We start from the raw sequence: 12344 nt of genomic DNA, 5'->3' as shown, positions 1-12344 counted from the left end.
TTTTATGCTTGAAAGCCGAGTGCTTCAAGTTTGGCGTAAACAGGCTTAAGTTGGATATAGCCTTCACCAATCATTTCATTATTAATTAATACGAGCGGGTAAAAAAATTCATCATCATTAATGCGCTCAGCCCATGCTTTATCGCGTTCATTCTCAATTGGTGCTTCGATATCGACATAACGAATCGTATAAGCTTGATTAGGATATTTACGGTCAATTGCCGCTTGAAGCCATTCATACGTATCTTTTGATGACGGTGCATTTACACAGCTTGCACAAGCAATAGCGGCACCATAAATTTCGATTACTGGAGCATTGTTTGACATGGAAAATCAACCTCTCATGATTCAATATTGGATTTTTTACTGCATTAACATTATAATCATTATAATGAAAGGAGTCGAGTTAAATGACACAAGCAACACTAACTGATCAAGTGCAAGAAGTATTAGATAAATTACGCCCATTTTTATTACGAGATGGTGGCGACTGCGAATTAGTAGACATTGAAGATGGTATCGTAAAATTACGCTTACTAGGTGCATGCGGTAGCTGCCCAAGCTCTACCATTACGTTAAAAGCAGGTATTGAGCGCGCATTACTAGAAGAAGTACCAGGCATTATCGAAGTAGAGCAAGTATTTTAATAACAAAGAGGAAGGGAAATTTCCCTTCCTCTTTTATTTTTATTCTTCGCGCATTATTAACCATTGTTCTTTAGTCATTGTAATAATTTGTGGCTCAAGGCATGTGCTTTGCTGTTCTAAAATACGGGAGAAACTACGCGTTGCCTCTTCATTGTCACCAATGCGGCGCGATAACTCACCAATCATATAACGAACGCGAAACTCGGACATTTGCGTGCTGCTATAATCGCCTGTAGTGTAAGAGTTAATATAATAATCACGGGACATCTTCATAAAGCGTAGCTCTTGCCCCTCATTATCGAGTGAACGGTATAACCAAGCAATGCGCATAGCAAGTCCCGCGAGCACGACATTTTTCTCTTTTTTTAGGTTGCCACATACTAGCGCAAGCTTATACGCCTCAAGCGCTTGAAAAACAGTACGCTCGCCATTATACGAACGACGTACAAAGCGCTCTACAATTTGACTCTGAATGATTTGTTCTGTTCCTGGTACAAAGTAGCGCGAAAAATCTTCCGTAAACGAAAAACCGCAATGCTCACACACAAAAACGTTATAATAAATACCGTTAACGTCAGGGTTCACATAGACGGGTTGGAAATCACTCTCATGCTTTTTGACACGCACAAATTTTGAACGTAACTTAGCAGTAGGGAAATCCTCCTTGCAATGAATACATGTAATAGTTGTTTCGTAATGCGGTGTTAGTTCCATTGTAATTGCCTCCAAAATAAATATGTATAACCTTTAGTATAGCAGTAAGCGCAATAGTTGCGCGTAAATTAGTAAAGTTGATATGATAAAAGAAAGGAAGGTGATCAGTAATGACAATTACCAAACAAGTTATTGATATTACAGAATCTGCCTCATTTCGTATTAAAGAAATGATGGAATATAATGAAGAGCAAGGCGCATTTTTACGTGTGTCAGTAAATGGCGGTGGCTGTAGTGGCTTATCGTATGGCATGAACTTTGACCGCGAGAAAAAAGATACGGATTTAATTGATGAGCAATTTGGTTTGCCAATACTTGTTAGCAAGGAAGACGCAGCGATTTTAGAGGGTACGCGCATTGACTATAAGCAGTCATTAATGGGCGGTGGCTTTACGATTGATAACCCAAATGCTATTGCATCATGTGGTTGTGGTACAAGCTTCCGTGCAGAAAAACGCGAAGGAACACCTGAGGTTTGTGAATAAGCATTGTATAAACTCGCCTACATCTCGTAGGTGAGTTTTTTGTTAAATGTGAAGTAAATCACAAGCATGAATTAATTTGTTGAAATCAAGCTAGAAAAGGTCTAATATAGTAGATAGGATTTTTGTCGAAATACTGTCGACCTAGCGCTTGAGGTTTAGGGGCAACTACTAACGGTTTCTTTTGCGCTAGATACAATACATTTAAAGGTGGTTTTGATTCAAGTGAAGAGACCGACAATTTTAGTATTAGGTGCGGGCTACGGTGGATTAACAACTGTTGTAAACTTGCAAAAATTGGTGGGCCAAGATGGCGCCAACATCGTATTAGTAAACAAAAATGACTATCACTACGAGTCAACTTGGTTACACGAAGCAGGAGCAGGTACAATTGATTCAAACAAAGCACGTTACGACGTAGAGAGCGTAATTGATAAAAGTAAAGTGAAATTCGTTAAGGCCGAAGTAACAAACATTGACGTAACTGAACGTCTTGTTGAAACTTCAGAAGGCAAAATGGATTATGATTACTTAGTAATTGGTCTAGGATTTGAAGGCGAAACTTTCGGTATCCCAGGCTTAGACACACACGCATTAGCATTAGCTAACTTAAATGCCGCACGTCAAGTACGTGAGCATATCGAGTATCAATTTGCTAGCTGGTCTTTAGACGAAGTTAAAGATGATAGTAAATTAACAATCGTAGTTGGTGGCGCAGGCTTCACAGGTATCGAGTTCTTAGGTGAATTAGGTAACCGTGTACCAGAACTTTGCAAAGAGTTTGATATTCCACAGGAAAAAGTACGTGTACTATGTGTAGAAGCTGCACCAATGGTATTACCAGGCTTTGATAAAAACCTAGTAGAGTATGCTGTAAACCAATTACAGAAAAAAGGTATCGAGTTCTCAATCGGTACACCAGTTGTTGAAGCAACTGAAGAAGGCGTTAAAATTAAAAAAGGCGAAGATGAATTTGAATTCATCAAAGCAGGCACTGTAGTATGGGCTGCTGGTGTTCGCGGTAGCAAGCTTATCGAAACATCAGGTATCGAAAATGCTCGTGCTCGTGTACGCGTAGAGCCAGATATGCGCGCACCAGGCTTTGACGATGTATTCATCGTTGGTGACTGTGCGTTTATGATTAACCCAGAAATCGACCGTCCATACCCACCAACAGCGCAAATTGCTATGCAACAAGGTGTGCAAATTGCGAAAAATATCGTAAGCCTAATGGAAGGTAACGAAACATCAGCGTTCGTACCAGACCTTAAAGGTGCTGTATGTTCTTTAGGACATGACGATGCAATTGGTGATGCAATGGGCCGTAAATTTACAGGTAAAACAGCATCAGCACTGAAAAAAGTAATCGACAACCGCGCACTATTCTTAGTTGGCGGACCTGGTCTAGTACTTAAAAAAGGTAAATTTAAATTCCTATAAGAAATCATCGCCTCCTGCGTTAGCGGGAGGCGATTTTTTTGTGCGGATTGCTTATAATAGAAGTATCGGCATTGGGGGAATGAACATGAGTAAAAATCGAGGTAAAGTATGGCTTGGTGCAGCAGGTCTTGTCATTAATAATAAGGGAGAGTGGCTTGTTGTCAAAAAGGCTTATAGTGGCTTAAAGGGGCGTTGGTCATTACCTGCAGGATTTGTAGATGCGGGCGAGACGGTTGACCAAGCTGTTGTACGTGAAATTAAAGAGGAAACAGGAATTGATTGTCAGGTAGAAGGTCTGATTGGTTTTCGTACAGGTGTTATTCGTGATGATATTAGTGACAATATGGCAATTTTTTTAGCACAGCCTCGTCATGAGCACATTACAGTTGCCCGTAATGAGCTACTTGAAGTTGCTTGGCTAACACCAGCCGCTTTAATTGCGGATAGCTTAACATCAGAAATGCTGTTAGAAATGGCTAAGAACACCTACCAACAGCAAAAATTTATGGAAAATTTAAATGTAAAGCCTGATCCTGTTTTTGACTATACAAATTATAAATTATTTTTTTAGCAATATGTGTACAATTGATTGAAGTTAAGCTGAAGTGATTGAAAGCGCTCAATGTATCATGTAAACTAATGAAAGGAAAACGGAGGTATTACATAGTATGAGTATTTCAATCGTTCAATTAATCATCTCGGTCGTATTATTTTTCGTTATGTTCTTCGGCATTGGCTTCTTATTAAATATGCTGTTACGCGTAACATGGTTTATGGCGCTAATTTATCCCATTATCGTTGTGTTTATCATAGATGATGTAAAAGCTGTCGATTATATTTTTAAACCAGGCATGGCGTTTCCAGCCTTATTAGACAAGCTACAAGCACTACACGCTGTTGATATTGCCATACTAGGTGGCGGTTTTGCAGGCGCAGTTGTTGCAGGTATTGTCATGAAGTATTTACGTAAAAGTGGTTACCAAATGTTTTAATAACAAGAGGGAGGCTTGCGCCAACGCGCAGGCCTCCCTTTTATTTAAAATATATAAATAGTACAGGCTAAAGCGATACCAGCTAGCGCACCAACGACAACCTCACTACGTTTATGCCCAAGCAAAGTTTTTAACTCTTGATGTTTTTCTTCGGCATCAAGTTTTGGCCACTCTGCAATATTTTTAGTAAGTAAATCAAAGTCTTGCCGTAATTCATTAAGTAGCGTAGCGTGTTTACCTGCTTCAAGACGTACACCACTCGCATCATACATAACAATTAATGCAAACATAACTGCTACAGCAAAGACAGGTGAGTCAAGCGACGTTTCGAAACCAACTGCTGTCGCTAAACTAGCTACAGCTGCAGAATGTGAGCTAGGCATGCCACCAGTAGACGTTAATAAAGAAAAATCCCATTTCTTCATCACCAAAAAATAAATAGGTACTTTTAAAATTTGCGCAAAGATAATTGCGCATAGTGCTACAACAAGCGGTGTATTTTCTAGTAACATCATAGTCATGTCCCCCTCACTTTTAGTATTAGTATAGCATTGCTTATTTCAAAGAAGCGCAAATTTACACGAAATTCAAAAAGATTGCTATAATGAATAGCGTACAACATTTAAGGAGGCATACAACTTATGCAAATTAATAAGACAACGACAACTTTTGAACAATTAACAACACCTGTACTTATTGTAGGTGTACCAAAGACGCGCAAAAACTGGGAAGCGTTTACATCATGCTTTGGTGAGCAAGTAGAGCAATGGATTAAAGCTGGGGATATTGCTACAGCTGAGAAAAAAATCACGAAAGTACCTTTCAATAGCAAAGTAGAGCGTGTACTTTTTGTTGGTTTAGATGATGCAAAGTCATTGACAGAAAAAACATTACGCGAAAGCTTTGGCTTAGTAGGGAAAGCATTACGTGAGGCAAACCTTGCGTCATTTACATTATGGGTAGACTCTTTCGTAACAGAAGAAATCACAGCGGATGATGTAGCTTATTTAGCGGGTGAGGGCATCACGCTTGGACATTTTGCAGTAGCAAATTATAAAACAACATCTAACAAAGAGGATGCTATGTTAACGTCAGCAAGCTTTGTAACGACGGCTGATATGGATGAGGTAGCTGCGGCATTTGAGGCAGGCTCAATCTATGGTGATGCAACAAATAGCGCACGTGATTTAGTGAATTTACCACCGAATATTTTAACAGCAACTAAACTTGCAGATTATGCAGCTGAGTTAGCTGAACAATATGGCTTTGATGTAGAAATTTTAGGTAAGGCTGAGCTTGAGGAATTAGGTATGGGTGGTATTTTAGGTGTTAACCGCGGTTCAGTAGAGGAGCCTCGTTTAATTACGTTAAAATATCAAGCAACAGAAAACTTTGACGATGTTATCGGCTTAGTAGGTAAGGGTGTTACGTATGATACAGGCGGCTATTCATTAAAGCCACGTGACGGCATGGTTGGTATGAAGGGCGATATGGGCGGTGCAGCAGCTGTACTAGGTGCAATGAAAATTATTGGTGAAACACGTCCTAATCAAAACGTGGTTGCAGTAATTGGTGCAACTGATAATATGATTTCGGGTACAGCCATTAAACCTGACGATGTATTAACGACGTATAGCGGTAAAACGGTAGAAGTATTAAACACAGATGCTGAGGGTCGCTTAGTATTAGCGGATGCGCTAACATACGCTAAGCAACAAGGCGCAAATTATTTATTTGATATTGCGACATTAACAGGCGGCGTAATTGTAGCACTTGGTATGGACAAAACAGGTGCACTGACAAATAACGAAGATTTCTTTGAAGACTTTATGTTGTCAACAGGTGAAACAGATGAGTTTGTATGGCGCTTACCTTTAACAGAAAGCGACAAAAAACGCATTCGTAAATCAGATATGGCAGATTTAAATAACTCACCAGGTCGCGATGGTCACATGATTTTTGCGGGTGGTTTTGTTGGTGAGTTTGCAGATGATACACCTTGGATTCATTTAGATATTGCAGGTACATCAGATGCAGAGGCGGCACATGATCTTGGACCAAAAGGTGGTACAGGTGCTATGGTACGTACACTTGCAAGCTTTATTGAACGTAAGGGTGCAGAGAAATAATAAAAAATCGCTTGGGCGTTATGCCCAAGCGATTTTTTTATTTAATGCCTTGTTCTTTTTTCATACGTTCAATTTCTTCGGCGAGGTCATCTTTCACTGTGCCCTCCCATGGTTTAACGCCAGCAATGTAAGAGGAGCGGCTCATAATATGACCGCCAACAGGTCCCGTAATAAACAGGAAGACAATCCCTAATAAAATACGTGGATTGAAGTGGTTTTCAAATAGCCAAAAGTGAAAGAATACCCCAATCAATACACTCATAACCCCAAGCGTAGCACTTTTAGATGCTGCATGTGCACGCGTATAAAGGTCAGGAAAACGAATTAAGCCAATGGCTGTTACGACAATAAATAATACACCGACTGAAATAGGTAGGATAACGAGTAGGTTAGCGAGAATTGTCACGTTTAATGATATCTCCCTTCTCGATAAATTTAGAGAATGCTACTGTACCGATAAAGGATAGGATGGCCAGTAATAAAATAATCTCTAGGAAAAAAACTGTTTCGACAAAAATTGAGAACAGCGCAATCAAACTAATCAATGAAACGCCGAGTGAGTCGAGCGCTACAACGCGGTCAGAAGCGGTAGGCCCCTTAACCATACGAAACACTACAGGAATCATAGCAAGTGTAATAATCACGATAGAGCTCCAAATAAACACTGTCATGATTTAGTCACCTCCATAATTGCCTTCTCAAATGAATTTTTAATATCATCAATTGCCTCGTCCACATCATCCATATCAATAGCATGGATGTAAAGCGTCTTAGCATCGTCTGAGACGTGCACAACGACTGTGCCGGGAGTAAGTGTAATTAAACTTGATAGAAGCGTAATCTCCCAGTCCTCAGTGAGTTCTGTGGGCATTGCGAAAAATGCAGGCTTCATATCCATCTTTGGACTAAGTGCAAGTTTAAATACTTGCACGTTAGCTAAGATTAATTCCTTAAAGAATAGTACGGTCAGCTTAATAATGGCCCATACACGTACTAAATACAGCTTTTGTTTAAAGAAGCGGCGCATCATAACAATAACAATGATGCCTAAAATAAAACCAATGAGGAAGCCGCTCACCGTATAGTTAGAAGAAAGGAACATCCAAATAAACGCGAGTGCAAAGTTTAGTAACATTTGAAATGCCATTGCTTACTCTCCCTTCAACACCGCATCAACATAAATCGATGGGTCAGCTAATAGTTTGCCAGCATCACTCATAAATGGCGTTAAATATTCTGCCCCTACACCATACGCAATAGAAATTAAAATTACGATGGCTGTTGGGATGAATAATTTTGTTGTCTCAGCCTTTGTTAAAATTGGCTGTACGGGTTTTTCTTCGCCCCAGAAAGCATAAATGAATATGCGGATAACAGATAGTAATACAAGTAGACTTGTTGCTAATACAAATAGACTTGACCACATGTTACCAGCCTCAAAACCACCCTTAGCAATTAATAATTTACCAACGAAGCCGCTTAGTGGTGGGATACCAGCAAGACCGAACGCGGCAATTAAATAAAACCAGCCAAGTGTCGGGGAGGATTTCATTAAGCCACCCATTTTACGAAGGTTAGTAGTGCCTGTTTTATACACGATAATCCCTACAAGCATAAATAGTGCTGCTTTAATAATCATATCGTGAATTAAATAAAACATAGCGCCTTGCAGACCTGTTTCGTTCATTTGTGCTACACCAAATAAAATAACACCTACAGCAATAACAATATTGTAAATAATAATTTGTTTTACATCAAAGTAGGCGAGCGCGCCAATACAGCCCGCTAAAATAGTAAAGACGGATAACCATAATAACAGCTCATGTGTATAGGCTGTATCATGGATAAAGAATAAGGTGTACGTACGCATTATGGCATACACGCCGACTTTCGTTAACAATGCACCAAATAGGGCAAGTACAGGCGGTGGTGCTGCTGCGTAAGATGTTGGTAGCCAGAAGTATAGCGGGAAAATCGCCGCCTTCAGTCCAAACACCATTAAAAATAGTACGGCAATAACTGTAATAATGGCAGGTTGATTAATCTCAGCAATTTTGACCGAAATATCAGCCATATTTAACGAACCAATTACAGCGTATAAATAAGCAATCGCAATAACGAACAGAGCCGAAGAAATAACATTGATTAAAATGTATTTAATGGAGCCTGCAAGTTGTGCGCGTGTACCACCAAGGACAATTAATACATACGAGGCCATTAATAATACCTCAAAGAATACGAACATATTAAAAATGTCACCTGTAGTAAATGCGCCATTAACCCCTGTAATAATCATCATAATAGCAGGGTAGTAATAAAATTGCTCACGTGCTGTGCCGATAGAGTTAAAGCTATACCACACAATAAAAATGGCTAGCAGTAAAGTAGTAGTTACAAGTAGAGCAGATACCATATCCGACACCATCGTAATACCAAAAGGCTCTGGCCAGCCACCAAAGGTTAGCTTTTGCACCCCATCTTCTTTTACTTTAAAAAGAAGCGATACTGCACTAGCAAAGGCAAGGATAAGACCGAGCATAGCGCCACCACGTTGGAAGCGCAAACTCTTTTGACCAAACATCAATACCATACCAAAGAAAAACGGAATGATAATTGGGAGAAGAACAAAGTTATTCATCTTCTTCGTCTCCTCCTTTCATTTCACTAATATCATCTGTATTAAGTTCCTGATACGAGCGGTAGGCTAGTACAAGGAAGAAGGCTGTTACACCAAAGCTAATTACAATTGCTGTTAAAATTAGCGCTTGTGGCAGTGGGTCAGCAAAATCTTCCACGCCGTCTGCTAAAACAGGCGGTGCGCTACCACCAAGTCCACCCATTGTTAGGATCAATAAGTGAGCGCCGTGACTGAGTAGCCCTGTACCAATAATAATGCGTAGCAAACTACGTGAGAGCATTAAATATACAGCGGCCATAAATAAGAAGCCAATGACGAACGCCATAATAATTTCCATTATTCATCCTCCCCAATCGTTTGAATAATAGTCATCGTTACGCCAACAACAACCAAAAATACGCCTGTGTCAAACAGCATCGCTGTATGCAATGACGTTTTACCGATTAACGGCAGTGTAAAGTAATCAAAGTAATGCGTAAAAAACGGGTCGCCCTTTAACATGGGGAACGACGCAGTAGCAAGCGCAATGATTAGGCCAACTGCTGTAAGCGTCGTATATGTTACAGGGATAATTGTACGTACCGTAGTAATATCAAAGGCTAGCACCAATAGGACAATTGCGCTTGAGGCAAGTAAGCCCCCAACAAAGCCGCCCCCTGGTGTATAATGTCCTGCTAAAAAAATATGAATCGCGAAGAAGAAAATAATAAAGAATACAATTTTCGCTGTAAATTGAATAATCACGTCATTTGTTTTCATTTATATTCTCCTTCTTTGTTAGACGTAATTTAATCATGGCAAAGATACCCATACCGGCAATGCCAAGCACTGCGATTTCAAACAATGTATCAAAACCACGGTAGTCTACTAAAATAACGTTAACGATGTTACCACCGCCTGCAAGCGTTGCGACTGTCTCTTCGTAGTATTTAGAAATCGAAGGGAAGATTTTTTGTGATTGGGCAGACAGTGCAAGCACTGTTACCATCACACCAACAGCTACTGATACAACTGCACGGTTCACTTGGAAGCGCATGCGCTCATTGACGCGTGTGATCGGCGGTAAATGGTAAAATGCTAATAAAAATAGCGCGACCGAAATTGTTTCGATAACAAGCTGTGTTAACGCTAGGTCAGGTGCGTTAAAAATAACAAAGAACAACGCTACAGTATAACCAACAGAGCCAAGCCCAATAATTGCTGTAAGTCGTGACTTAGCAATGAGTGTAGTAATAACACCTGTAACGAGTACGACAATTAAAATTAACTCATACGCACGGATTGGAGCAGTACCTTCAAAGGACATTGTAAATGCGCCTTTAAATAATAATGTACCAACGACAATTACGCTGATTGCACTAAACATATAAATTAAATAGCTGCGCATAGAGTTAGTCATATACAGTTTTGAGAAGCGGTTAGCGCCTACATCAAGACCTAACATAATGCCATCATACGCACGGTTAAGTGATAAAAACTCAGGCTGTAAGGCATAAAGTTTTTGCCAGCGCTTTAATGTCATAAAGAGTAATAAACCAAATACTACAACGCCAATGGTCATGAATAACTCAGTATTAAAGCCATGCCAAGCAGTTACGTCAACCTTAACCTCACCTGGTGCGCTATATAAAAACGGCTGAATCGCAATAACAGCAGGTTTAACAAATAAATCACCAATAATATTTGGGATAAAGAAAATTACGACAACAAATGTAGCGAGTACCATTGGTGAAATTAACATGCCAATCGGTGCTTCATGTACATTTGTTGGTAATTGCGCCTCACGTTTTTTAACAAAAGTGTGGAACACAAAGTAAAAGCTATAACCAAATGTAAAGATACTAGCTATCCAAGCAACTACAGGGAATAAAATGCCCCATGTATCAAAATTGAATAGTTCGAAATCTTTTAATGCAAGCATAGCGGTAAGGAACATTTCCTTACTTAAAAAACCATTAAATGGTGGTAGACCTGCCATAGAAAAACTACCGATAGCAGCTACTGTAAAGCTAAGTGGCATAACGCTCATTAAACCACCAAGTTTACGAATGTCACGTGTGCCTGTTTCGTGGTCAACAATCCCTGCAATCATAAACAAGCTACCTTTAAACGTAGCATGGTTAATTAAATGGAAGATTGCAGCGTATGCGGCAAATCGGAAGGCTGTGTCTTGTGCATCCGTTACATGGAATGCAACAGCACTAGCGCCAAGTAGTGACATAATTAAGCCGAGCTGACTGACAGTCGAAAACGCTAAAATACCTTTTAAATCGGTTTGCTTCACAGCGAAGAACGAACCCCAGAACAAGGTAAGTAGACCAATACCTGACACAAGCCATACCCAAATCTCTGAAGCTGCAAAAATGGGTGTTAAGCGAGCTACTAAATAAATACCAGCCTTAACCATTGTCGCGGAGTGCAAATATGCACTGACAGGTGTAGGTGCTTCCATCGCATCTGGCAACCAAATATAAAATGGGAACTGAGCAGATTTAGTAAATGCGCCAAGCAATACTAAAATTAATGCCCATGTGAAGTAGGGATGGTTAACAAGCTCAGGTGCTTGCGCAATAAGTTCGCGGATAGAATACGTATCACCCATAATGCTAAGTAAAATAAAGCCCCCTAGCATAAATAGACCGCCACCTACAGTAATCATCATCGATTTTAAAGCGCCAAAGCGCGAGCCATCGCGTGTGTACCAATAACCAATTAATAAAAATGATGAAATTGAAGTAAGCTCCCAAAAGAAGTATAGGGAAATCAAATGATCGGATTGCACAACACCAAGCATTGCTGACATAAAGAGTAGCAAATAAATATAGAAGTTGTGCAGTTGTTCTTTCTCTTTATCTAAATAGAAGATAGAGTACAGTACGACCAATGAGCCGATCCCTGTAATTAATAGAGAGAACAATAAACTTAAACCGTCTAAATAAGATGTAAAGTTAATATCTAATGACGGAATCCAATTCATAGTTGCGGTAAATACCTCACCATTTGCTACGGCACTAATATAGCTAATATAAATAGCGACGAGCGTAGCAGGTACGGCTAACACAAACCAACCTGTGTGAATACTTTTTATATACTTATATAAAAAAGGTAATAAAACCGCAGCAAGCATTGGAATAAAGATATAAAGTAGTTGTGCCAAAAAAATCCTCCTTTACGCAATCAGTATAAGCGTTAAAACCACGTTCATTATAGCGTATTTTTATTCGCTCTGCATGACAAATGAGTAAATTGAACTTGCTAAACACCAATACTATTCGCTATGATGGTAAAGGAAATTTACTATAT

At 39.6% G+C, this 12344-nt stretch carries 16 protein-coding genes; 6 read left to right on the top strand and 10 right to left on the bottom strand.

Features of this window, described 5'->3' with window-relative positions; genetic code table 11:
• Positions 1–2: 2 nt before the first annotated feature.
• Positions 3–326 carry a YuzD family protein gene (locus CH76_RS05375; RefSeq protein WP_036143964.1) on the bottom strand — a complete coding sequence of 108 codons (324 nt, stop codon included), beginning with the start codon at positions 324–326 and terminating at the stop codon, positions 3–5.
• Between the two features lie 83 nt (positions 327–409).
• On the opposite strand from CH76_RS05375, the gene CH76_RS05370 reads away from it, so the two are divergent.
• Positions 410–646: a NifU family protein gene (locus tag CH76_RS05370; RefSeq protein WP_036143963.1), complete on the top strand. Its 237-nt coding sequence runs from the start codon at positions 410–412 to the stop codon at positions 644–646.
• A 39-nt stretch (positions 647–685) separates the two neighbouring features.
• Here the strand turns inward: CH76_RS05370 and CH76_RS05365 are convergent, their stop codons facing one another.
• Entirely contained in the window at positions 686–1360 is a 675-nt protein-coding gene (locus tag CH76_RS05365) for a DUF2225 domain-containing protein (protein WP_036143960.1), read from the bottom strand.
• 110 nt (positions 1361–1470) lie between these two features.
• On the opposite strand from CH76_RS05365, the gene CH76_RS05360 reads away from it, so the two are divergent.
• The 4 genes from CH76_RS05360 to CH76_RS05345 all read left to right on the top strand — a co-directional run bounded on the left by CH76_RS05360 (position 1471) and on the right by CH76_RS05345 (position 4274).
• Positions 1471–1845, top strand: a complete 375-nt coding sequence (locus CH76_RS05360) for an iron-sulfur cluster assembly accessory protein (RefSeq protein ID WP_036143958.1) — start codon at positions 1471–1473, stop codon at positions 1843–1845.
• A 222-nt stretch (positions 1846–2067) separates the two neighbouring features.
• Positions 2068–3282 (top strand): NAD(P)/FAD-dependent oxidoreductase, encoded by a 1215-nt coding sequence (locus tag CH76_RS05355; RefSeq protein ID WP_036143956.1) that lies wholly within the window; start codon positions 2068–2070, stop codon positions 3280–3282.
• An 85-nt stretch (positions 3283–3367) separates the two neighbouring features.
• Positions 3368–3853 carry an NUDIX domain-containing protein gene (locus CH76_RS05350; protein ID WP_036143954.1) on the top strand — a complete coding sequence of 162 codons (486 nt, stop codon included), beginning with the start codon at positions 3368–3370 and terminating at the stop codon, positions 3851–3853.
• Between the two features lie 97 nt (positions 3854–3950).
• Positions 3951–4274 (top strand): YuiB family protein, encoded by a 324-nt coding sequence (locus tag CH76_RS05345; RefSeq protein ID WP_036143951.1) that lies wholly within the window; start codon positions 3951–3953, stop codon positions 4272–4274.
• A 44-nt stretch (positions 4275–4318) separates the two neighbouring features.
• Here the strand turns inward: CH76_RS05345 and CH76_RS05340 are convergent, their stop codons facing one another.
• A complete protein-coding gene (locus tag CH76_RS05340; protein WP_200877331.1) occupies positions 4319–4789 on the bottom strand; it encodes a divergent PAP2 family protein in 471 nt (156 codons plus the stop codon).
• 126 nt (positions 4790–4915) lie between these two features.
• Here CH76_RS05340 and CH76_RS05335 point away from each other — a divergent pair, with 126 nt between their 5' ends.
• Positions 4916–6403, top strand: coding sequence for a leucyl aminopeptidase (locus tag CH76_RS05335; protein WP_036143947.1), 1488 nt, complete (start codon positions 4916–4918; stop codon positions 6401–6403).
• A gap of 37 nt (positions 6404–6440) precedes the next feature.
• On the opposite strand, the gene mnhG is transcribed toward CH76_RS05335, so the two are convergent.
• From mnhG to CH76_RS05300, 7 genes are read right to left on the bottom strand one after another with little or no spacing between them, the layout of a single operon-like run.
• Positions 6441–6809, bottom strand: a complete 369-nt coding sequence (gene mnhG / locus CH76_RS05330) for a monovalent cation/H(+) antiporter subunit G (protein WP_036143945.1) — start codon at positions 6807–6809, stop codon at positions 6441–6443.
• Positions 6793–7074 carry a Na(+)/H(+) antiporter subunit F1 gene (locus CH76_RS05325; protein ID WP_036143943.1) on the bottom strand — a complete coding sequence of 94 codons (282 nt, stop codon included), beginning with the start codon at positions 7072–7074 and terminating at the stop codon, positions 6793–6795. The genes mnhG and CH76_RS05325 overlap by 17 nt, the downstream gene beginning before the upstream one ends.
• On the bottom strand, positions 7071–7550 hold the full coding sequence (locus tag CH76_RS05320; protein WP_036143940.1) for a Na+/H+ antiporter subunit E: 480 nt from the start codon (positions 7548–7550) through the stop codon (positions 7071–7073). The genes CH76_RS05325 and CH76_RS05320 overlap by 4 nt, the downstream gene beginning before the upstream one ends.
• 3 nt (positions 7551–7553) lie before the next feature.
• Positions 7554–9041, bottom strand: coding sequence for a Na+/H+ antiporter subunit D (locus CH76_RS05315; protein WP_036143938.1), 1488 nt, complete (start codon positions 9039–9041; stop codon positions 7554–7556).
• Positions 9034–9378: a Na(+)/H(+) antiporter subunit C gene (locus CH76_RS05310; RefSeq protein ID WP_036143936.1), complete on the bottom strand. Its 345-nt coding sequence runs from the start codon at positions 9376–9378 to the stop codon at positions 9034–9036. Before CH76_RS05310 ends, CH76_RS05315 begins: the two co-directional genes overlap by 8 nt.
• Positions 9378–9800, bottom strand: coding sequence for a Na(+)/H(+) antiporter subunit B (locus CH76_RS05305; RefSeq protein ID WP_036143933.1), 423 nt, complete (start codon positions 9798–9800; stop codon positions 9378–9380). Before CH76_RS05305 ends, CH76_RS05310 begins: the two co-directional genes overlap by 1 nt.
• Positions 9787–12198, bottom strand: coding sequence for a Na+/H+ antiporter subunit A (locus CH76_RS05300; protein ID WP_036143931.1), 2412 nt, complete (start codon positions 12196–12198; stop codon positions 9787–9789). Before CH76_RS05300 ends, CH76_RS05305 begins: the two co-directional genes overlap by 14 nt.
• Positions 12199–12344: the final 146 nt, after the last annotated feature.

The sequence above is a fragment of the Lysinibacillus sp. BF-4 genome (genome assembly GCF_000743635.1).
GTDB lineage: Bacteria > Bacillota > Bacilli > Bacillales_A > Planococcaceae > Metalysinibacillus > Metalysinibacillus saudimassiliensis.
Note: the sequence above shows the minus strand (reverse complement) of the source record. Positions and strands in the feature narration are given on the sequence as shown.